Origin of the sequence: Kaistella yonginensis, from assembly GCF_030409525.1 — a bacterium.
In the GTDB taxonomy this organism is placed as follows: Bacteria; Bacteroidota; Bacteroidia; order Flavobacteriales; family Weeksellaceae; genus Kaistella; species Kaistella yonginensis.
The window spans coordinates 107,182-130,862 of record NZ_JAUFQB010000022.1; the positions used below are offsets into that span (position 1 = coordinate 107,182).

17 protein-coding genes are annotated in these 23,681 nt (G+C 36.5%); 8 read left to right on the forward strand and 9 right to left on the reverse strand.

Annotation, left to right across the window (positions count from 1 at the left end; all coding sequences use genetic code 11):
* Positions 1–22: 22 nt before the first annotated feature.
* Positions 23–751 carry an RNA methyltransferase gene (locus QWY78_RS08890; protein WP_290218897.1) on the reverse strand — a complete coding sequence of 243 codons (729 nt, stop codon included), beginning with the start codon at positions 749–751 and terminating at the stop codon, positions 23–25.
* On the opposite strand from QWY78_RS08890, the gene tamL reads away from it, so the two are divergent.
* Together tamL and QWY78_RS08900 are read left to right on the forward strand one after the other, a co-directional pair.
* Entirely contained in the window at positions 737–3,304 is a 2,568-nt protein-coding gene (tamL, locus tag QWY78_RS08895) for a translocation and assembly module lipoprotein TamL (protein WP_290218899.1), read from the forward strand. The genes QWY78_RS08890 and tamL overlap by 15 nt on opposite strands.
* A 71-nt stretch (positions 3,305–3,375) precedes the next feature.
* Complete coding sequence (locus QWY78_RS08900; RefSeq protein WP_290218901.1) at positions 3,376–5,598, forward strand: M20/M25/M40 family metallo-hydrolase; 2,223 nt, start codon at positions 3,376–3,378, stop codon at positions 5,596–5,598.
* A gap of 76 nt (positions 5,599–5,674) precedes the next feature.
* Here the strand turns inward: QWY78_RS08900 and QWY78_RS08905 are convergent, their stop codons facing one another.
* The 8 genes from QWY78_RS08905 to ychF all read right to left on the reverse strand — a co-directional run bounded on the left by QWY78_RS08905 (position 5,675) and on the right by ychF (position 17,493).
* On the reverse strand, positions 5,675–8,287 hold the full coding sequence (locus QWY78_RS08905; protein ID WP_290218903.1) for a DNA gyrase/topoisomerase IV subunit A: 2,613 nt from the start codon (positions 8,285–8,287) through the stop codon (positions 5,675–5,677).
* Entirely contained in the window at positions 8,287–8,775 is a 489-nt protein-coding gene (locus tag QWY78_RS08910) for a hypothetical protein (protein ID WP_290218905.1), read from the reverse strand. The genes QWY78_RS08905 and QWY78_RS08910 overlap by 1 nt, the downstream gene beginning before the upstream one ends.
* 16 nt (positions 8,776–8,791) lie before the next feature.
* Positions 8,792–10,687 (reverse strand): DNA topoisomerase IV subunit B, encoded by a 1,896-nt coding sequence (locus QWY78_RS08915; protein ID WP_290218907.1) that lies wholly within the window; start codon positions 10,685–10,687, stop codon positions 8,792–8,794.
* A 155-nt stretch (positions 10,688–10,842) separates the two neighbouring features.
* Complete coding sequence (locus tag QWY78_RS08920; RefSeq protein WP_290218909.1) at positions 10,843–11,904, reverse strand: AI-2E family transporter; 1,062 nt, start codon at positions 11,902–11,904, stop codon at positions 10,843–10,845.
* A 69-nt stretch (positions 11,905–11,973) separates the two neighbouring features.
* Entirely contained in the window at positions 11,974–14,625 is a 2,652-nt protein-coding gene (locus QWY78_RS08925) for a cation-translocating P-type ATPase (protein ID WP_290218911.1), read from the reverse strand.
* A 154-nt stretch (positions 14,626–14,779) separates the two neighbouring features.
* Positions 14,780–15,325 (reverse strand): NADPH-dependent FMN reductase, encoded by a 546-nt coding sequence (locus QWY78_RS08930; protein WP_290218913.1) that lies wholly within the window; start codon positions 15,323–15,325, stop codon positions 14,780–14,782.
* Positions 15,326–15,461: 136 nt separating this feature from the next.
* The gene (locus tag QWY78_RS08935) at positions 15,462–16,265 is read right to left on the reverse strand and encodes a T9SS-dependent choice-of-anchor J family protein (RefSeq protein ID WP_290218915.1); all 804 of its coding nucleotides are present in this window, start codon (positions 16,263–16,265) and stop codon (positions 15,462–15,464) included.
* A 136-nt stretch (positions 16,266–16,401) separates the two neighbouring features.
* Positions 16,402–17,493 carry a redox-regulated ATPase YchF gene (gene ychF, locus QWY78_RS08940; RefSeq protein WP_290218917.1) on the reverse strand — a complete coding sequence of 364 codons (1,092 nt, stop codon included), beginning with the start codon at positions 17,491–17,493 and terminating at the stop codon, positions 16,402–16,404.
* A 233-nt stretch (positions 17,494–17,726) separates the two neighbouring features.
* On the opposite strand from ychF, the gene QWY78_RS08945 reads away from it, so the two are divergent.
* The 6 genes from QWY78_RS08945 to QWY78_RS08965 all read left to right on the forward strand — a co-directional run bounded on the left by QWY78_RS08945 (position 17,727) and on the right by QWY78_RS08965 (position 23,519).
* On the forward strand, positions 17,727–17,960 hold the full coding sequence (locus QWY78_RS08945) for an HP1242/YdcH family protein (RefSeq protein WP_290218920.1): 234 nt from the start codon (positions 17,727–17,729) through the stop codon (positions 17,958–17,960).
* A 209-nt stretch (positions 17,961–18,169) separates the two neighbouring features.
* On the forward strand, positions 18,170–19,975 hold the full coding sequence (gene typA / locus QWY78_RS08950) for a translational GTPase TypA (RefSeq protein ID WP_290218922.1): 1,806 nt from the start codon (positions 18,170–18,172) through the stop codon (positions 19,973–19,975).
* 131 nt (positions 19,976–20,106) lie between these two features.
* Positions 20,107–21,060, forward strand: coding sequence for an alpha/beta fold hydrolase (locus QWY78_RS08955; RefSeq protein WP_290218924.1), 954 nt, complete (start codon positions 20,107–20,109; stop codon positions 21,058–21,060).
* Positions 21,061–21,231: 171 nt separating this feature from the next.
* Entirely contained in the window at positions 21,232–21,417 is a 186-nt protein-coding gene (locus QWY78_RS08960; RefSeq protein WP_290218925.1) for a hypothetical protein, read from the forward strand.
* A gap of 91 nt (positions 21,418–21,508) precedes the next feature.
* Positions 21,509–21,697, forward strand: coding sequence for a type II toxin-antitoxin system RelE/ParE family toxin (locus QWY78_RS14860; protein WP_353960525.1), 189 nt, complete (start codon positions 21,509–21,511; stop codon positions 21,695–21,697).
* Positions 21,698–21,950: 253 nt separating this feature from the next.
* Complete coding sequence (locus QWY78_RS08965; protein ID WP_290218926.1) at positions 21,951–23,519, forward strand: glycoside hydrolase family 10-like protein; 1,569 nt, start codon at positions 21,951–21,953, stop codon at positions 23,517–23,519.
* The last annotated feature ends 162 nt before the right edge of the window (positions 23,520–23,681 follow it).

Below are 23,681 nucleotides of genomic sequence, written 5' to 3' on the forward strand. Positions count from 1 at the left end.
CAAAGTCGGTTTTTACCGGCTTTTATTTTTGTTTGAAAATTTGTCCTAGGATAATTCCCGCCGACATCGCCACATTTAAACTCTCCGTAGCCCGCGACTTGCCAAAGCGAGGAACCGTTATTTTATCCGTGAGCAGTTTTTCTATTTCAGGCCTAATTCCGTTTCCTTCATTTCCCAAAACCAAATTAAAATTTTTTGGAAATGGATACTCATAAAAGCTGGTGCCGTTCATATCAGTTCCGATAATGGGTTGCGTATTTTCAGCAAGATAACTTTCTAAATCCTGATAAACTATATTCACCCGGAGGAAAGATCCCATACTTGCCTGAATAACTTTTGGATTGTAAAAATCTGCCGTATCATCACTACAAATGATTTGCGAAATCCCAAACCAATCTGCCAATCGAATGATGGTACCAAGGTTACCAGGATCTTGTATCCCATCTAAAATTAATTGCACACCAGTTTCTTTTAACAATGATTCTTCTTTAAGTTCACAAACCGCCACTGAATCTTTAGGATGCTGTAAAAAACTTATTTTTTTTAATTCAGCAGAAGATATTGGGGTAATGGATTGGCTTTCCAGAATTAAGTCAGACGGATTTACAGAAAAAATTTCATTAATTCTGTAGGTCGAAGCGGGTATTTCTTTGATCGTTTTATTGCCCTCAACCAAAAACAAATTGTATTTTTGTCTGAACTTCTTTTTATCAAGAGATTGTAAAATTTTTATTTTATGAGCCGTAAGCATTTTTCAAAATATTTTCAAAAGTATTACTTATTTTTTTCATCTGCAATCACTATCCTCTTTTTGTACGCCTGTAGCACGACAAAAAAAGTTCCTGATGGCGAGTTTCTGTTGACCAAAAATAATTTTAGATATGAAGGAAAAAAGGTTCATGAAGAAGAAGTATCCGACCATGTAAATCAAAAACCGAACAAAAAACAACTCTACTTTCTGCCCTTCGGTTTATGGATGTATAATGCCACCAATCCCAAATACGATTCAATTCTTGCGGAATATATGACCTATCCTACAGAAATGAGAGATCAAAAACTACGAGATTCACTTTTTGTAAAGTTTGAGCATCCGGAATATGTGGGCAAAAGTCTTTTTTATGAAAGATTCTTACAAAGTATTGGCCAGCCGCCGGTTATTTTAGATCAAGGAAAAACTGAAGAAAGCGCCAATTCTGTTCGGAAATTCTTGGTGTATAAAGGATATTGGGATGCCGATGTAAAATACAGTCAAGATTTGGATTCTGCAGCGAAGAAAGCACAAGTCAATTATTTAATTACACCTAAAGATCCAACCTACATTAGCGATTACTATTATAATATTCCAGATTTAGCCATTAAAAATATTTATGAACAAAACCTGAATAAGAGTTTCGTGCGCGGCAAAAAAGTACTCGACCAAGCTGTTTTGGAAAAAGAAGTGAAGAGAATTAATGATTTGATGAAAGACAGAGGTTACTATAAATTTAATAATTCTAACGAAGAAATATATTTTACGGCAGATACGTTGCAGAGTAGAAAAAATGTTCCCTTGACGATGGATATCCACCAGGATTCTGCTGATTCCCGTTATAAATTAACTACCATTGGCAAGGTAAAAGTTCACTTGCTTGAAAAACTTTCAGATTCCACAGATACCGTAAAAGATTCGCTGCTAAGAATTAATTTCTATAAACTCGACAATCAGTATAAAACCATGTCTTTGTGGCGACCGATTATTTTACGCCCGGGTGAAATTTACAGTCAGAAAAATTTAGACCTTACCAAGAGAAATATTGCTGCAACCAATAATTTCAGTATTATTAAATATGATGAAATTCTACGGAAGTCTAATGATAGTATTTTAGATGTAACCTATTTTTTAGCGCCGCTACCAAAATATGATTTAAAAATTGCAACTGATCTTAATTATTCGCAAATTTTAAATTTCGGTGTATCACCCTCTGTTGATCTTACCAGTCGAAACCTTTTTGGCGGTGCAGAAAACTTAACCACCAGCCTTTCGGGTATTTTTGGTTCGGTCATTAGTTCTAAAAATACCGATAAAAGAACCTTAGCGTATGAGGTCTCTGCGCAAACGCAACTCAATTTTCCGCGCTTATTGCTCCCTTTTCAAACCTGGAAAGTAGTGCCCAAAAGGTATTCGCCCACTTCTTCTATTAATTTAGGAACTTCTGTTCAAGATAATATAGGCTTAGGACGCATTGGCTTTAACGCAAGTTTAAATTATTTTGCCAATGCCAATGATATTGTTTCCCACCGGCTGTCGATTTTTAATACGCAGTTAAGTTTGACCCGAAATAAAGATCGATATTATGATTTCTTTCCCCGTGATGCAGATGTTCGCGACCGCATTTTTGAAATTTACTCTCCTACGTTATACCAAGATTTTATAGCCGGAAACATTAGTTCTGATGAATTTTCTACCCTGATTGTAGCAGATCAAAATTTTCAGCAATCCTTAACTGGCGATAATCTTAATGCATTGAATACGTTTCTTCAATCATTGATTAACAAAGACCGGCAGACCCAAAACATCCTGATTTCATCCATGATTTATAATTTTGTGTATAATGAAATTGGTAAAAAAGACCGCCCAAATCCGTTTTACTTTAACGGAAAAGTAGAACTTGCGGGCAATATTTTCAGTATTTTCAACAGCAGCAGAAGAGACGATGGGATAGTTTCTGGACCATCCAGAACAATTTTTAGTATTCCTTATTCTCAATTCGTAAAATTTGATATTGATGTTCGAAAATATTTCACCTTTAATAATGAAAAACAAACCCTTGCTTTAAGACAATTTGTAGGAATCGGGATTCCGTATGGAAATTCATCAACCATGCCTTTTGTACGTTCCTATTTTAATGGTGGATCAAATGATATTAGAGCCTGGCGCGTTTTTGGCGGTCTAGGCCCTGCAGATTCCCAACTCGATGAAAAAGTGCGCTCCTACGTTATGGATAATGTAAAGCTGACCACCAACATCGAATACAGAATGCCTTTTACAGAGATGTTTGAAGGTGCGGCCTTCGTAGATGCCGGTAATATTTGGAGTTTAAAAGACAGTGGTTTTGGTGATCAATTTAAGTTTAGCAAATTTATTTCGCAAATGGGAGTCGGTACCGGTGTAGGTTTAAGAATTAATGTGGCATATATTACTTTGCGCTTAGATGCTGCATATAAAGTGTATGATCCCAATAAACCTAGTGGTGATCGCTGGGTAATTGGTAAATGGCAACCGTTAAAACCAGTGCTGAACTTTGCCTTCGGCTATCCTTTTTAAAAATTCAATCGCAGGTTATTCTGCGATTTTTTTTATTACATTTGTTAGGTCACTAAAAAAAGCAATTATTTATGAGTTGGTCAAAATCGATATTAAAAATCACATTTTTAGGTTTTTCGGCATTTTTATATTCACAGGAGCATAACCTTCGAAATATTCAGAAATTAACTTTTGGGGGCGATAATGCCGAAGCCTATTTTTCACCAGATGGTAAGAAATTAACCCTGCAGGTTACAAATCCATTAATTGGTGCGCATTGCGATCAGATTTATCTTTTGGATCTCCACAAAAAAAATATTGATACCAAAGATTTACAGCTTGTTTCTACGGGATATGGCCGAACCACTTGCTCATTTTTCATGCCAGATGGCAAACATATTCTGTATGCTTCTACGCATGATTCCAATAAAGAATGTCCACCAAAACCAGTGCCTCGGGCAGATGGTAAATATTTATGGCCGGTTTACGCAGAATTCGATATTTATATGGCAGACCTTAAAGGAAAAATAGTAAAGAAACTCACCAATGAACCTGGTTATGATGCAGAAGCCGTAGTATCACCCGATGGAAAGTACATTGTGTTTACGTCCAGCAGAAGTGGTGATTTGGAACTTTGGCGCATGGATATCGATGGTAAGAACTTAAAACAATTAACAACTGGGTTGGGATATGATGGTGGAGCTTTCTTCTCTCACGACTCGAAGAAATTGGTTTTCAGATCATCACGCCCTACAACTTCCGACGATATTAATGAATACAAACAATTGTTGGCTCAAAATCTTGTGGCGCCTACAAATATGGAAATCTACACCATGAATATTGATGGCACAGCGTTGAAACAAGTTACGCACTTGGGAAAAGCGAATTGGTCACCTTATTTTCATCCCTCTGATCAAAAGATTTTGTTTTCCTCAAATCATCATTCCACTAGAGGGTACGATTTTCAGATCTATTCCGTAGATCTCGACGGAAGTAATTTGAGACAAGTGACTTATGAAAGTATGTTCAATGCATTCCCTATGTTTTCTCCTGATGGAAAAAAATTGGTTTTTTCTAGCAATCGTGAGGGTGAAAAACCAAATGAGACCAATGTCTTTATTGCCGATTGGGTGGAGACAGATATGGCCGAAAATGTTTCAGAAAAAAATCTTAAAAATCATATTACTTATCTCGCTTCCGATGATTTACAAGGCAGGTTAGCCGGAAGCTTGGGCGAAAAAAAAGCGGCTGCATATATTAGCAGCGAATTTTCTAAACTACGGTTGAAACCATTTATGGGTAAGGACTTTATTCAAACTTTTGACTATTCCATAAAACTAAATCCACACGAAGAAGGTTCATCTGTAAAAATAAATGCCAGAAATGTCATTGGTTATTTGGACAATAAAGCGAGCAAAACAATTGTGATCGGAGCGCATTATGACCACTTGGGCTTAAACGAGCACCACAACTCTACTTTGATGAATTCTGCGGGGCAAATTCATAACGGAGCTGATGACAATGCTTCCGGAGTTTCGGCCGTGCTAGAATTGGCAAGAATGTTTTCTACCAATAAAACAACCGAAAAAGCCAACTATATTTTTGCTCTTTTCTCTGGAGAAGAAGATGGATTAATGGGCTCTAAATATATGGCGGACCATTTACCAAAAGGAACAAATATCGATTTAATGATTAATTTGGATATGGTCGGCCGCTTGAACAAAGACAAAGATTTGTCAGTGGGTGGTGTTGGCACCTCACCAGATTTTTCCAAGTATATTCATCGTTATAAACCCGCCGGAATTAATTTAGCCATTGATAGTTCTGGTGTTGGACCCTCTGATCATACCAGTTTCTATCTGAAGGATATTCCTGTTTTATTTATGTTCACCGGGACACACAGCGATTATCATAAACCGAGTGATGATACGGAAAAAATCAATTTCTATGGGGTGAGAATGATTACCAATTATATTTTCGGTTTAGCGAATGCCCTGTCGGAGTCAGATAAAATTACTTTTACCAAAACCAAAATGAGCGCCAGCAAATCGGTTCCTAAATACAAAGTGACTCTAGGAATTATGCCGAGTTATGCAGATAGCCAAGATGGACTGCATGTTGATGGCGTGACGGAAAATCGGCCCGGCGCAAATGCAGGAATGGTAGCCGGAGACGTACTCACCAAAATCGGTAGCTGTGAGATCAAAGAAGTTTATTCTTATATGGACTGTTTAGCAAAAATCAACTCCGGAGACGAACTTGCGGTGACGGTTATACGCGATGGTAAGGAAGTCATTTTAAAAGTGAAGTTTTAAAATCTCTAAAAATTTACGCAAAAAGAGACGCTCCACAAAGCGTCTCTTTTATATTTCTTCAGTTTTTTAAACCGTCTTACTCTTCTGGAAATTCAAACAGATCACCGATGGTTCCTTCTTCTGGAATTTCTTCATCTTTTACATCTTCATCGATGAAACTGATATGGCCTTCTGTAGTTTCTACCAAATCAAAGCCTTCATTGATTTCTTCCACAACTTCAGGAATCGTTATATTAATGGATTTTACTTTTTCTTTAATGAATTGATTTCCGAGGGCTTTAATTCCTTTAACCGCGATAAATTCATCAATATTAATGGTTTCTGGGTCTTTCTCTAAACCTTTTACTTTAACAAAAGTAATTTCTGCCGTGGCATTATTCGCTACCAAAATATTTTCGACGAAAGATTTTGGATGGTCTGAAGGCATGAAATTCTGTATGTTGGTCGTATGCTCTAGCAAGAATCTTTTGATAAAATAAATCTGCTTCTCTCCATCAAAATAAATACAGGTAATCGGTTGCTCTGGTTTCCATTTTTCTAAAATTAAATAGTCGTCATCAAAACGGTTGCTTAATTCAAAACTTACTAATTTAGCTTCTCCTTGGGCATTGATGGTCAATATTTTATCATCACCTTTGAAAGTTCCTAGTAAAGTTCCACGTGCATCTGCATTTAATCGTCGAACCGTATCATCAAACCAAATTTTTCGGGGCGCCAAAGTAGAATGACCTTCTTCTTTAAGATCTACTTTTTTTACGGTATATTTCGTGACTAGATTTCCTTTGGAATCACGGCCTTTTATTGTTAATTCAGAAAAATCAATATCAATTTTATTTTTTCTAACACGTGCATTGGGTTTTAATAAAACACTTACTTTTTCTGCTTCACCATTAGGATTTGCAGAAAAATATAACATATCCGAACCTTTCTTATCAGAGGCCAATTTATAGTCGGTATTTCTAGTGACACCCGTCACAGAAAAGCGTTTCATATAGTAAGATCCGTCTTTCCCCTCCCGATAAATCATATTATAAACGGTACGTTTATCGTTCTTTTTCCAAATGGCGACGTGCACGATATTTTTACCGATGAAAGTTTTGGCTTCCACTTTTACCACTTTCATTGTTCCGTCTTTTTGGAAGGTTATAATATCATCAATATCAGAACAATCAAATAAATACTGATCTTTCTTCAGCGATGTCCCGATGAAACCTTCTTCAAAATTGGCGTAGAATTTTTCATTTGCTACCGCAACTTTCGTCGCATCGATGGTATCAAAAATCCTTAGTTCTGTTTGACGTTCTCTTCCTTTGCCATATTTTTTTTGAATATTTGCGTAATAGTCAATGGCATACGGAATCAGATGTTCTAAGTGGTGTTTTACTTGCTCTATTTTTCCTTCGAGTGCAAGAATATTTTCTTTGAATTTATCCAGGTCAAATCGGGAAATTCTCTTAATTCGAATCTCGGTCAATCGCAGAATATCTTCCTCGGTTACGGCCCGCAATAAATGTTGGGTATGCGGTTTCAATCCTTTGTCAATGGTCGCAATGACCTCGTCCCAAGATTTAACTTCTTCAATATCGTGGTAGATTCTGTTCTCGATAAAAATTCTTTCCAACGAAGAAAAATGCCAATTTTCTTGCAATTCATGCAACTCAATTTGCAGTTCTTTTTTAAGTAAAGAAACGGTATGATCTGTATTTTGTCTCAGAATTTCCGAAACATTCAGAAACATTGGTTTATTGCCAACAATCACGCAGGCATTGGGCGAAATTGGGATTTCGCAATCGGTGAAAGCGTATAACGCGTCAATCGTTTTATCTGGTGAAACATCATTGGCCAAGAAGATATTGATTTCAACTTCATCTGAAGTGTTGTCTTCAATTTTCTTGATTTTAATTTTCCCTTTTTCATTGGCTTTAATAACGGAATCAATTAAATCTCCCGTATTTTTACCAAATGGAAGTTCGGTGATGCAAAGTGTATTTTTATCTTTTTGAATAATTCGGGCTCGGGCACGGATTCTTCCACCCCGTTCACCATCATTATAATTAGAAACATCGAGCATTCCACCGGTAATAAAATCCGGAAAAATCTGAAATTTTTTACCTTTTAAATGGGCGATAGAAGCATCAATAAGCTCATTAAAGTTATGAGGCATAATCTTGGTAGAAAGTCCGACGCCAATTCCCTCGACACCCTGAGCAAGCAATAAGGGAAATTTTACGGGTAAATCAATGGGTTCATTATTTCTGCCATCATACGATTTAGCCCAATCGGTGGTCTTTGGATTAAAAACGACTTCCAAAGCAAATGGCGTTAATCTGGCTTCAATGTATCTGGCGGCGGCGGCAGAATCTCCGGTGAAAATATTTCCCCAGTTTCCTTGGGTATCAATTAATAATTCTTTTTGACCAATTTGCACCATCGCATCCGTAATTGAGGCATCACCGTGCGGGTGATACTTCATGGTGTTTCCTACGACATTCGCTACTTTGTTATATCTGCCATCTTCCAACTCCCGCATGGAGTGCATTATTCTTCTTTGTACAGGCTTAAACCCATCAAAAATAGAAGGAATGGCGCGGTCTAAAATTACATATGAGGCGTAATCTAAGAACCAGTCTTTATACAGACCTGAAACTTTTCTTAGGGATTCTTCTTTGTGATTTTCTTGCTCTTCCATCAACTAATCTGCGTGCTCTTTTTTTCTTTGTTATTTTTAATGACTTTGCTGAGCGAAAATTTTAAGTCATTGAGTTCTTTTTTTGAAAGATAGGAAATATCATATCTTAATATTAGTGAATTGCTTCTTTTACTGGCAATCGTAAGGTATAACCTTTTCAAAACAAGGCCATTTATTACTTCATAATGTAATAATTTATACTTCGGAAATTCATCATTAAGGTTTTTATCTAAAAATGAAATTACGTTTCTATTCTTAAAGTTTAAGGCTTCACCATCGCTGTCATATTCAAAAATTTGCCTGCCTCTGAAAAAAAATATTCCCATCAAAAGCAGCGGGATTATAAGGAGTAACCATTGTGACCAACCGAAGTAATCATAAATAAAATATTCAAACAAAAAGGCGGTTAAACCAAAAACCCAAACCACAATCACCAAAGTACTCAAGAAATTAAAGTAGTCGGCTTTGTTTTTATTATTAAGTCTCATTTAGGAAGGTATTCTGCTAGTTATTTTCAACTGAATCAATTTCTACGGCGATTTCTTTTTTATCAATATCTGGATCTTCAACAACCAAATTGTCGAGGATAAATAACTGGCGATCCGGCGTATTTTTACCCATGTAAAATTCTAATAATTGGTCAATGGTCTGATCTTTTCCGATAACAACAGGTTCTAGGCGAATATCCTTGCCAATAAAATGTTTAAATTCATCAGGGGAAATTTCTCCCAATCCTTTAAATCGCGTGATTTCGGGGTTTTTTCCTAATTCATCTAAGGCTTTTATCCGTTCTATTTCAGAATAGCAATATCGGGTTTCTTTTTTATTTCGAACCCTAAACAACGGCGTTTGCAGGATATATAAATGTCCGTTTTTAATTAAGTCAGGAAAAAATTGCAGAAAGAAAGTGATCATCAATAGTCGGATGTGCATTCCGTCAACATCCGCATCAGTGGCGATTATCACATGATTATACCGCAAGTCTTCCAGTGAATCTTCAATATTTAAAGCAGCTTGAAGCATGTTAAATTCCTCATTTTCATACACGACTCTTTTGGTCAGACCATAACAATTCAAAGGTTTTCCTTTTAACGAAAACACTGCCTGAGTTTCCACATCCCGAGATTTGGTAATTGAACCAGAAGCAGAATCACCCTCGGTGATAAAAATCATGGTTTCTGCTTTTCTTAAAGCTTTTTGATCGTTGTAATGTTGTCGGCAATCACGCAATTTTTTATTGTGCAAAGAAACTTTCTTGGCTCTTTCGCGGGCTAATTTCTGAATTCCAGAAAGTTCTTTTCTTTCTCGTTCAGAAATAATAATTTTCCGGTGAATGGCTTCTGCAATATCCTGATTTTGGTGCAAGAAATTATCGAGTTTATTTTTTAGGAAATTGGTAATAAAGGTTCTGACTGTTTCTTTGCCAGGTTCAATTTCGTTGGATCCCAATTTTGTTTTGGTTTGCGATTCGAACACCGGTTCAATTACTTTAATCGCCACCGCCGCAATGATTGATTTGCGAATATCGGCTGCCTCGAAATTTTTGTTAAAATATTCCCGAATGGTTTTTACATAGGCTTCCCGAAATGCGTTTAAGTGCGTTCCACCTTGCGTGGTGTTTTGCCCGTTAACAAAAGAGAAATAGGTCTCCGACTGTGACTTATCGGAATGCGTAATTGCGACTTCTATATCTTCATCTTTTAAATGAACGATCGGATATAAAATTTCACCTTCAATTTCTTCTTGCAGCAAATCTTTCAATCCATTTTCAGAGAAGTAGGTTTCGCCATTAAAAATTATTTTCAGGCCAGGATTGAGGTAGCAATAATTTTTGAGCATTTTCTCGATATACTCTTTTCTAAATTTGAAATGGGTGAATATCGTGGTGTCAGGAATAAACGTGATTTCCGTACCGTTTCTATCGGTGGACTCTGCCTCTTTAAACTCTTTGGTAATGAGACCTTGAGAGAATTCAGCGATTTTCATTTTTCCATCGCGAATTGATTTTACTTTGAAAAATTCTGAAAGGGCATTTACCGCTTTCGATCCTACTCCATTTAATCCCACGGATTTTTTAAAGGCTTTGGAATCATATTTTCCACCGGTATTCATTTTAGAAACCGCATCGACTACTTTGCCTAAAGGAATACCACGACCATAATCACGAATGGTTGCTTGGCCATCGTCAATTTTTATTTCGATTCTTTTTCCAGATTTCATAACGAATTCATCGATGGAGTTATCGATAATTTCTTTGAGCAAGATATAAATTCCATCGTCCGCCGAAGAACCATCACCCAACTTGCCGATGTACATTCCCGGTCGAAGTCGGATATGCTCTTGCCAATCGAGGGTTCTAATATTATCTTCGGAATAGTTCACAATAGTGTTTTCGCTCATATTTTGATGGGACTGTTTTATAAAATCAGTAACTCACAAAAATAGGGAAAGCAAACCAATTTTAAAAATTTTGGGGAGAAATAATTTTAAAGTTTTAAAATATGGAACTCAAGCTTGAATTGATTCATTTTCTATAAACCTTAATTCAAGTAGATTTATGTTTGTGGCAATGATTGGTGGTTGGCAGATTCTTGGTCAAGAATACTTTTTTCAATTTTATAAATTCTATAAAGAATTCCGGGTAAAGAGAGCATTACTGGACCGAAAACCAATCCCATCACTCCAAAAATCTTTAAGCCTAAAACAACTCCAAAAACGGTGATCAGTGGATGTATATCGGCCATCTCTTTCATCAGTGTAAATCTCAGAACATTATCGATGCCGCCCACGAAAATTAAACAGTACCCCGTTAGAATTAAGCCGCCACTAACATCGCCGCTGGCAATTTGGTAGATACAAACCGGAATATAAACAAACATGGTTCCCAAAACAGGAACAATGGATGCTGCGCCCGTGAGCAACCCCCAAAAAATCGCATTGTCGACCCCAAAGATGGAATAACCGATGATAGCGATGACCCCCTGACTGAAACCTAAAATCGGAATTCCGTATGCATTGGATTTAATAAGCGCAATATTTTCCTGAATTAAAAATCGCTTACTTGCTTTAGATAGTGGTAGAAGTTCTTTCAAAATCGCTTCCATACTTCGGGCCTTTAAAAGCATAAAATAAAGAATAAAAAGAGCGACGAAAATATTCGCAAAAGTTTGTCCCACCCATTGCACTGTTGAAGGAATATAGGAGGCCACTTTATTGACCAATTGTAAAACTTGGGAATGTGTCACACTGAAATCAAACCGCTGCAAAAATTCATTATTTTCAAGTAAGATACGAACGGCATTGAATTTTTCTACAATAACTTCTCTGTTGCTGATGAGTTCATTGATTTTCGGCACCAGTATTTCAAGAATAATCCACAATGGTATCGCAAAGGTGATGATGATTAAAAAAATAATCAGGGAAATTGATAGGTTTTTGTTGTATTTTTTTATTTCGATCAGTTTTAAATAAAATTTTCTTGTTAGCACATACAAAGTAATGGCGCCTAATAAGCCGGAGACAAAATAGTTTAATTCAATTAAAATAATCAGAATGAGCAGAAGCGCAATAAATAGAAGGGCTTTCTGAACATTTATTTTCTCAAAAAGTTTTTGCATACTTCATTAATTTACAATCAAATGTATAAAACATTACTTAATTAAGTTTGATGAAAACGGGATAAATTTTTATTTTTTAAATCTCCATAGTATTTTATACAATTCTATAACCGTTAATGGTAGCAGTCCCAAAAAGAACGCCATGAGCCAGCCTTTTTGATCCAACATGTGAAGCTTAAATGCGTCGCGTAATATTGGGAGTGAAAGCACCAAAACCTGTAGTAAAATCCCCAGAATAATGGATCCAATTAAATATCTATTGCTGAATAGTCCGATAACATATAGTGGTTTCTTGCTGTTTCGCAAGCCTAAAGAATAGAAAAGCTGTGCAAAGACTAAAACCATGAAAGCCAAAGTTCGTGCATTTTTCAAAACTTCATCGGGAATGTTTTTATCCATAGGGGAATAGCCGAGTTCATAAAAGCCGTACCAAAACGCAAAGATGCTGATTAAGCCAATAAAAATTCCGCCCAAAACCGCTTGCAGGCCAGCACCATGAGAAAAGAAATTCTCTGTGGTTTCACGGGGTTTTTCTTTCATCACATCAGGGTCATCATTATCCATCCCCAAGGCAATGGCAGGTAAGGAATCGGTAATTAAGTTAATCCACAAAAGTTGTGTCGCAATCAGTGGTGAAGCCCAACCGATGAGTAAAGCAATAAACATCAGAATCACTTCACCCAGATTGCAAGTAAGTAGAAATAGGACTGATTTTTTAATATTGTTATAGATATTTCTGCCCAATTCAATCGCTTTGATAATGGTTGAAAAATTATCATCCGTCAAAATCATATCGGCTGCGCCTTTGGCAACATCAGTTCCGGTAATTCCCATAGCAACACCGATGTCGGCCGCGTTAAGAGAAGGCGCATCATTTACGCCATCGCCGGTCATAGAAACCACGTTTCCATTGGCCTTTAAAGCACGTACGATTTTTACCTTATGTTCGGGTGATACTCTGGCATAGACCAAATAATTGTCTACGTTCTTTCGTAATTCTTCGTCACTGAAGTCATCGAGCTCAGGACCTGTAAGAACTTCACTCAGGTGTGCTGCAATGTTCAAATCTTTTGCAATGGCAAAGGCGGTATTTTTGTGATCACCGGTAATCATGATGGTTTTTATCCCGGCCTCTTTTGCTCGTTTTATGGCAGGTTTTACTTCATCTCTAGCAGGATCGATCATTCCTACCAAACCGAGCAAAACCAAATCCTCCTCCATTTCTTCAGGTTTTGTTTCCTGTGATGCTGGTTTATAAGCCAAAGCCAAAGTGCGCAATGCTTGATCGGACATTTCTCGGGCGGCTTTGCTAAAGTTTTTTAAATCGAGCTCGGTAATAGGCCGAATTTCACCATCTGCAAAAATTCTGGTGCTAATTTTATTGAGGCTTCCCAAGGCACCTTTTGTAAAAATCTTGTAGTCGCCATCTTCTTCTCTCATCAGAACCGACATCATTTTTCTATCGCTGTCGAATGACTGTTCATCGATTCTTTTTGTATTAATTTTTAGAAATTCGCGGTTAAGCCCAATGGTATCGCCGAGTGCTAAAAGTGCAACTTCTGTGGGATCGCCCGTTGAGTCACCCTTTTCAAGAGTGGCGTCTGAACAAAGAATCATTCCTTTCGTTAAAAACCGGACAGAATGCGGAAGGTTATTTTTCTGTGTAAGCTCAATATCGATAAGTCCATCGGCGGTATAAACCTGGGTAACGGTCATTTTATTCATCGTTAATGTTCCCGTTTTATCCGAACAAATTACATTTACAGAACCTAAAGTTTCCACCGCCGGAAGTTGTCTGATAATGGCATTTTTCTTTGACATTGAAGTAACTCCTATGGAAAGGACGACTGCAACAATCGCTGCCAAACCTTCAGGAATAGAAGCCACTGCCAACGAAACCGAGATCAGAAACATTTCCGCTAAATCTCTTCCTTGAAACCAAGAAATGATAAAAATAAAAATACAAATTGCAACGGCGATTTTGCCCAGCATTTTTCCCAGTTGATTTAGGCGTTTTTCGAGCGGCGTTTTACTGTTTTCTTCATGATCAATTAGATGCGCAATTTTGCCCATCTCGGTTTTCATCCCTGTTTCTACAACCACACCAAGCCCTCGTCCGGCGGTGATAATGGAAGACATAAAAGCCTGATTCTTCTTTTCACCCAAAGGAATTTTCACCGCTTCGAAAATCGGTTCGGTCATCTTATTTTGCGGAACAGATTCCCCGGTCAGGGCAGATTCTTCACTCTGGAGGTTGGCGGCTTCGATGAGGCGTAAATCTGCTGGCACAATTCTACCCGCTTCCAATATAACAATATCGCCGGGTACAAGTTCAGCACTGTCAATTTCAGTGGTATGAGAATCTCTCTTTACCAATGCTTTTGGAGAGGACATTTTCATCAGTGCTTCGATGGCTTTTCCCGCCTGAACTTCTTGATAAACACCAATCCCAGCATTGATGAGAATTACTAAAATAATGATTATGGAATCCACGTATTCCCTCATAAAAAAAGTGATGACTACGGCTGCTAACAATACAAAAATCAGCCAGTCATTCAATTGAGAAAGAAAAATCTGAAAAACTGTTTTCTTTTTTTTAGCCTCTAATTGATTCGGACCGTATTTCAGTTTTCTTTGATGAACTTCTTCGGAAGAGAGTCCTGTTTCGGGGTTAACTTTAAGTTCTTTTAAAGTGTCTTTTATCGATTTTGTAAACCACATCGTGAGATTATATTTAAAAATAAGGGTACATAAAATGAAGTTGAAATTTAAGGATAATTCTTTTATTAAAAGGTATTTTCATGAGGATTAAAGGATGAATTAATCCATAAAAAAAACCTTTCGTTAGAAAAGGTTTTTGAAAATAGTTGGATTTTTAGAATTTGTAAACCCAATTTGCATAAGCATCAATGTAGGTTTTTAGGAATTTTTCGGTTCTTTCGATGACAGTTTTTCCATCTTCTTGGAATAATTCGTGAACTTTGCCAAGGTACATTTCCGGTTGTTGCATCATGGGAACATCAAGAAAAACCACGGCCTGACGGATGTTATGGTTAGCTCCGAAGCCACCAATACCACTTGGAGAAGCAGTTACCACCGAACCCGGTTTTCCTTTCCAAACACTTTTTCCACCCGGTCGAGAAGCCACATCAATGGCATTTTTCAGCACGGCGGGAATGGTGCGGTTGTATTCTGGCGAAACGAAAAGTACGCCATCCGAATTTTTAATTGTTTCCCGAAAATCAGTCCATTGTTTTGGTGGATTTTCCTCTAAATCTTCATTGTAAAATGGCAAATCCCCAATTTCTACAAGCTCCATATTTAAAGATTTAGGTGCTAAACGAATCAGCTCCATGGCGATTTTTCTGTTGAATGATTCTTTACGTAAACTTCCGACTAAAACGGTGATTTTCTTTTCCATATTTTTAATTTGAACTCAAGATACGAATACTCGTTCTTACATTTCGATTCCAAATTATTTTTAACATAATTTTAATATCATTTCCTTAAAAAAGTAAAAGAATTACTCTTCACTTCGCTAAAATTTGTATTTGATTTTAATTTTTAATAAACTTCCTTGAAATTACTTCATTTCCATAATAAACATTAAGAATATATTGCCCGTTGGAAAGATCTTTAACATCAACAGTAGCGGAAGAAGTTTCCTTTACTTTTTTCCCAGTCATGTCAAAAATACGTACATTTTGTAATCCTTTTACATTTTGAATGTTCAGAAAGTCAGAAGTTGGATTTGGATAAATTGATAATTGGATTTTGTTTATAGCCGCAACACCCATATTTTCTTGGAAAACCACTTGTACATCATCTAAACCAATGAAGGCAATATCTGTACAGTTGTAATGACGGAACACCAATTTCACTTTTTGGCCCGTATAAGCTGAAATATCTACAGAAATATTTTTCGCAACTTGCGTGTAACCTGCATCTAAAGTTTCTTCAAAAACCGGAGTTTCTGTTCCGGTGAATGTTGCGTTTTCTGAAATGACGTAGACGGCATAATGTTCCTCAAATATTTCTTCATCAAAAGCGCCAACTTTAAATCGAAGAGTGAGCTGCCCGGAACTATTTGGCAAAGTAAATACGGGACTTGTTAAGGTGTTATCGGGCGTGAACGCTTCAAAATACCAAGACCAAGAGGTTGCAAAATCACCTGTGAATGCAGGCATATCATCTTCTTCTGCATTATAAAATTCCCATTTTTGACCATCTCCATCACGATCCGTATTTTCCCATAACGCCACTTTTACAGGATCATTAAAATTGTCTTCAAAAACTACCGTTTGCGAAAATCCCAAAATCCCAAAAGTCAGCATTGAGAGCACTAATAAATTTTTTGTCATAATATCAATTTATTTCAAATATACAAATCGCAATTTAATCTGATAGCATATTACTGAAAATGCCTGATATTTTTGATTAGACAGAAAAAAGCGAGCTCAGGAGCCCACTTTACGATCTATATTATGTAAAATGAAATTATACGTTGAAGCGGAAGTTCATCATATCGCCATCTTGAACAATGTATTCTTTTCCTTCCACCGATAATTTTCCGGCTTCTTTTACTTTGGCTTCTGAACCAAATTTTAAAAAATCTTCATATTTAATAACTTCTGCACGGATAAAACCTTTTTCGAAATCGGTATGAATCACGCCCGCTGCTTGCGGAGCAGTCCAACCTTTTCCAATGGTCCAGGCACGAACTTCTTTTACCCCGGCTGTAAAATAGGTTTGTAAATGTAGTAAGTCGTATGCTTTACGGATCAATCGGTTCACTCCAGGTTCAGCTAAACCCAGTTCTTCCAGAAACATTTGTCTTTCTTCAAAGGTTTCCAGCTCATTAATGTCGGCTTCGATTTGTGCTGCAAGAACTACCACTTCAGCATTTTCCAGGGCAGCCATTTCTTCTATTTTAGCGATCCACTCATTTCCATTTTTAATGGAATTCTCATCTACATTACAAACATAAAGAACCGGTTTGTTGGTCAATAACTGCACATCGGCAATAATAGCTTTCGAAAAATCATCGGTTGGAAATTCGCGTGCATTTTTGCCTTCTTCTACAAATTTCTGTAAATTAAGGAGCGTTTCATAAGTCATCACATCATCTTTCTTCCCAGATTTAATGAATTTTTTTGCCTTTTCAACTGCTTTTGCCAGGGTTTCAATATCTTTTAATTGAAGTTCGATATCGATAATTTCTTTATCGCGCATTGGATCTACTGAACCTTCCACATGAACAATATTTCCGTTTTCGAAACATCTTAGCACATGAATAATCGCTTCACATTCTCTAATATTAGCCAGGAATTTATTTCCTAAACCTTCTCCTTTACTGGCTCCTTTTACCAATCCTGCAATATCTACGATTTCTACCACTGCAGGTAAAACTCTTTCAGGTTGTACTAATTTTTCCAGTTCAAACAAACGTTCATCTGGTACAGAGACCGTCCCGATATTGGGTTCTATGGTACAGAAAGGATAGTTAGCAGATTGCGCTTTGGCGTTGCTTAAACAGTTAAAAAGGGTTGATTTGCCTACATTGGGTAAACCTACGATTCCACATTTCATATCTTGAGTTCAAAGTTTAAAATTGAAGGCTTTATACCTTATTATTAAGAATGGGCAAAGATAAAGATTTTGATTGGGTTTTAAATAAAAAAAGGACAATTCTGGATAAAGTAGTCTTTAGAATAATGATTTTACCGATGATCGCGGTTTTCTAAAATTACTGATAATATTCATCATTCTTTAGACTGGATTTTTCTTAACTTTAAGGTATTAAATAATTAAAAAGTATCGTCATGGAAAATCACAATCTCACCAACGAATTCCCTGAACTGGCAGAAAAAATCAACACCTTTAAATTGAATGACGACGTTTTCAAAAAAATGTATGTGAATTACGAAGAAATCAATGCACTCATTCAGCATTACGAAGAAGGCGACCAAAATCATACGACTGATGAACACTTAACGGATTTACGAAAAAAAAGAGTTCATTTAAAAGATGATCTTTATTCCTATTTAATGAAATAAAACATTTCGTTTAAAAATTTCATTTCTGAAGCGGTCTTATAGATCGCTTTTTTTTGATGAAGCGGCACTCTTTTTCAGCGTAGTTGATTGGTAAAGAGAAGGTCAATATTAAATTTTCTTTAATTTTTAGGATAAAATTTTAGTAAATTCAAATAGATGGGTTCGTTTTTCACGAAAAAAGATTACTTTTGCACCGTCAAAAAATGATTATGCAAAACATTAGAAATATCGCAATTATTGCGCACGTTGACCACGGTAAAACAACTTTGGTTGACAAAATCATCCACGCTACCAGTGTTTTCCGAGAAAATCAAGAATCGGGAGATCTTATTATGGATAATAACGATCTGGAACGTGAGCGAGGAATTACCATTTTATCAAAAAACATCTCGGTAACCTATAAAGACACCAAAATTAATGTAATTGATACCCCTGGTCACGCCGATTTCGGTGGTGAAGTAGAACGGGTTTTGAAAATGGCAGACGGTGTACTTCTTTTAGTAGATGCTTTTGAAGGGCCAATGCCACAAACGCGTTTCGTCCTGCAAAAAGCTTTGGAATTAGGATTAAGACCAGTGGTGGTGATCAACAAAGTTGATAAGCCAAACTGTCGTCCGGATGAAGTTCATGATCAGGTTTTCGATTTGTTTTTTAACTTAGATGCAACAGAAGAGCAATTGGATTTCCCCACGTTCTACGGTTCCTCTAAACAAGGTTGGTTTAACACGTCCTTAGAGCCTGCAGAAAATATTTTCCCATTATTAGATGGAATTTTAGAGCATGTCCCCGCTCCAGAAGCTAAAGAAGGTCCGCTAAGAATGCAGATTGTATCTTTGGATTTCTCTTCATTTTTAGGAAGAATTGCAATTGGAAAAATCAACCAAGGTACTGTAAAAGAATCCGAATGGATTGGTCTAGCTCAGGCAGATGGTACGATTGTTAAAGGAAAAGTAAAAGAACTTTATGTTTTTGAAGGTCTTGGTAAAAAGAAAGTTCAAGAAGTAAAAGCAGGAGATATTTGTGCCATCGTAGGATTCGACAAATTTCAGATCGGAGATTCATTCGTTGATCTTGAAAACCCAGATCCATTGCCAAGAACGGCAATTGATGAGCCCACTTTGAACATGACATTCTCTATTAACAACTCTCCTTTCTTCGGAAAAGATGGTAAATATGTAACTTCTAATCACCTGAAAGAAAGGTTGATGAAAGAGTTAGAGAAAAATTTAGCTTTGAAGGTTGAGCCTACGGAAGATGCCAATACCTTCTTGGTATTCGGACGTGGAATTCTTCACCTTTCTGTTTTGATCGAAACGATGAGAAGAGAAGGTTATGAAATGACCATTGGTCAGCCACAAGTAATCTTAAGAGAGATTGATGGTGTAAAATGTGAACCTTATGAATCAATGGTTGTGGATGTACCAGAAGAATATGCTTCCCGTGTAATCGACTTGGCAACGCAACGTAAAGGAGATTTGCATATCATGGAAACCAAAGGTGAAATGCAACACTTGGAATTCGAAATTCCGTCCCGAGGTTTGATCGGATTGCGTTCTCAAATGCTAACCGCAACTGCTGGTGAAGCAATTATGGCCCACCGTTTTACAGATTACAAACCCTTCAAAGGTGCGATTCCTGGAAGATTGGTTGGTGTTTTAATCAGTAAAACCCAAGGTCCAGCTACGGAATATTCTATTGCTAAATTACAGGATAGAGGCAAGTTCTTTGTAGATCCGGGTGAAGAAATTTACGAAGGAATGATTATCGGAGAACAAAACAAACCGGGCGACATGGTGGTAAATATTGTTGAAGCCAAACAATTGAACAATATGCGTGCCTCTGGTAAAGATAAAGACGGTAGTATTGCTCCGAAAATCCTTTTCTCTTTGGAAGAATGTATGGAATACATCCAAGGTGATGAAGCGATTGAGGTAACGCCTAACTTCATCAGAATGCGTAAAAAAGTACTTTCTGAAAACGAAAGAAAACGGATTGAAAGAGGTGCGAAAGGTTAATCTTTCGAGATCATTACCATAAAATGGCTTTTGCCAACTGAATAAAAGAGTTCCAGATTAATTTGGGACTCTTTGTTTTTTATGTCTAAATTGCTTTTCTATTAATTAACAGATAATATTTCAACTACATTATGAAAAGTTATTTCCCAGCTTTATCAATTTTCCTCTTTTCATTATTGAATTCCTGCACCTCAACATCCAAAATTGAGCAAGGCGATTTCTACGAAAAGATAGATGGAATTTTTTTAAATTATACAGTAAAAGGAAACGGTCCTTTTCTTTTTGTGGGACATCCTAACTCCGGAAAAGTCGGTTACGAACTTACTTTAAAACCACTTGAAGATCAATTCACGGTGGTTTATTATGATCCTCGCGGAACTGGTAAATCTGAAGCTCCAAAAAAATTGCTAGCTTACAATAATGAGCATTTAACCCGGGAACTCGATTTCTTACGCAAAAAAATAGGTGCCGATAAAATTTGGATTTTCGGTCATTCTGATCAAAGTGCAATCGCCTTGCAGTATGCAGTTGAGCATCCTCAAAATGTTTCAGGTTTAATATTGACTGGAACAAGTTTTATTGGCGATCTGGATGAAACCATCAAGCGGAGAAAACAATCCGAGAGTAAAAGGAAAACTGAGTCTGAATGGTTTGCACAAATTATCAATGATTGGGATTACATGTACGACCACAAAACTGAAATTGACAAAAACGGAAGAGATTTAGCCGATTCACCAATCAAATGGTGGTGTTATAACGAAGAAAGTTCTCAAAAAGTAATTCCAATTACAAAGTTAATTTCTCAAAATGGAAGAAGAAAACCTATTGGTGGTAAGGCCTATTTTGAAACACCTGCTGAAAGACAAAAATATTTAGATATTCAGAAAAAATTTAAAAATCTAGGAACAAAAGTTTTAATTATTAATGGCAGATTTGACACCAATAATCCACCAGAATTTGCAGAAAAATTACACAGAAATTTACCACATTCTAAATTACTTTTACTTGATAAATCTGGTCATTTTCCCTGGATTGAACAGTCAGAAAAAACATTTGAAGAAATTAATATATGGTTAATGGAATAATTTTGTACGTACGTAAACTTTTACTTTTCGATCATGTTCGAGCGATTTCATCAGTTGTTCTATATAGTAGAATTTTAAAAAAAAGTACAACACTGATGTATAAGGAGTTTCAAATTAATATAGGACTCTTTGTTTTTTATTTTCTAATTTAGCATTATTAAAAATCAAGTCATGACCATTACAAAAGAGCGATTAATAAAACAGATTGAAACGTTTCCCGACGAGATTAGTATCGATGAAGTCATCGAAAGATTAATTGTCATCGAAAAATTGGAAATTAGAATCAAAGAATCCGATCAAAATGAAACCATTTCTGAAGAAGACCTAAAAAATGAAATGGAAACATGGTTCGAATAAAATGGTTAAAATCTGCCAAATTAGATTTAAAAGAAATTTATGAATTCATTGCTTTGGATTCTAAAAGATATGCTCAATATCAAGTAAAAAAATTCAAAAGAAAACAGAAATTTTAAAAGAAGGAACTATTATTGGTAAAAAAGTCTTTGAAATTAATAATGAAAACGTACGAGAACTTTTTGAAGGTGATTATAGAATAATCTACAGAACAATTTCTAAAAATGAAATTCATATTATTCTAATACATCATGGTGCAAGAGACTTACTTAGAAGATTGTAAAAATACACGATTATAATAAAAGTTTATTCTATAAGTCGTTGTTATAAAGCTTTCATAAAAAAGAAACAATTTTTGAACTTTAAAATTAAACTATTTTAAAGTTTTTTGTTTTTAAATCTAAACCATTAACAACATTGCTTTTTATATATTTGCGACTGTCATTTTTCAAATTATTAAATTGAATTTTCTTCACCTGAAACAAACAATTTTAATAAAATGAGGACGTTAATTATTTTTCCTTTAAAACTTATTTATGAAATATTCTTTTGCAAAAGCATCGACCATATTATTACTCATTCTTTCCCTTTTCATTACTTCTTGTGCCACCAAACAACCAGTTGCAAAAGAGACGAAGAAATCAACAGAAACTACCAAACCTACTCCATCGAAAACGATTGTTCCAAAACCGGAAGCCAAACTTAATTTGCCGGAAGTTCCGCGCGAATTTCGTGCAGCCTGGATTGCAACGGTGGCGAATATCAACTGGCCATCGAAAAATAACCTTTCAACGCAGCAACAAAAAGAGGAAGCCATTAGAATCCTCGATTTACTAAAAGAAGCCCATTTTAATGCAGTTATTTTTCAGGCAAGACCCTCGGCAGATGCGATGTATAAAAGTGATATCGAACCGTGGTCTTATTTTCTGACCGGTTCCATAGGCAAGGCTCCTACTCCATTTTATGATCCTTTGGAGTTTTGGATTACAGAAGCACATCAACGTGGAATGGAATTGCATGTGTGGCTAAATCCCTATCGTGCGCACCATACAACAGGCGGACCGATTACTGCTGAATCAATGGTGAAAAAAATGCCCGAGCAAATTATTAAACTCCGCAACGGAATGTATTGGATGGATCCCTCTGATGAGAAAACCCAGGATCATACCGCAAAAGTGATTAAAGATTTGGTCAAAAGATATGATATTGACGCTATTCATATTGATGATTATTTTTATCCGTACCGAGAATACAACGGTGGCAAAGATTTCCCAGATTCCAGAACCTGGAACGGGTACTTGAAGCGTGGTGGCAATCTTTCTAAAGCAGATTGGCGAAGAGCGAATGTGAATAAATTCATCAAAAGGATTCACGATGAAATTAAAGAAGAAAAAAGTTATGTAAAATTCGGAATTAGTCCGTTTGGAATCTGGAAACCCGGTTTTCCGGAGGGCATCAAAGGCACTTCGCAATATGATGAACTTTACGCAGATGCCAAATTATGGTTGAATCAAGGGTGGTTGGATTATTTTTCGCCGCAGCTTTATTGGAAAAATGAGGGGCCACAAAGTTACACCGCTTTGTTGCAATGGTGGGAAAGCGAAAACACAGAGAAACGCCATCTTTGGCCAGGTTTAAACACCATCGGGATTAAAGAGGTCGCCGATCGCCCAACCGAGATTGTGAATCAAATCAATACGACCCGAAAAATCCTGAAAAATGGCGCAGGTGAAATTCATTACAGCGTAGATGGATTATCTAAAAACCCAGCCATGTATGAAGCGATTAAAAATAGTTATAAAGAAAAAGCACTGATTCCAAAATCACCGTGGATTAAAGCAAAGGCTTTAGAGAAACCCATTTTATTTGCAGAAAATAGTGGCAACACCATTCAGTTGAAGTGGAATTCTTTGGATCATCAACAGGTTTTTCAATGGGTTTTATTCCTTAAATATGGCGATACATGGGAAACCTTAATTTTTGAAAAAGGAATTGTCGCTAAAAATTATCCGTTGTTAAAGAATGGCAGAAAACTGACTACCGTGGCGCTAAAAACCGTTGATCGCTTAGGAAATGAAAGTGAATATGAAGCGAAGGAACTTTAAATAAATTAAAAAACACCACGCGATAGGTTCTGAGTTCAACTTGAACACGCAATTTACCGTTTCATTTTAATCATTTTGCTGGCGTATTTCCCACGAGTTATGGCCTATTTCTTATAAGCGATGCCATGATTCTTTTAGCGGGTGAGGTCAGTCTTATTCTGC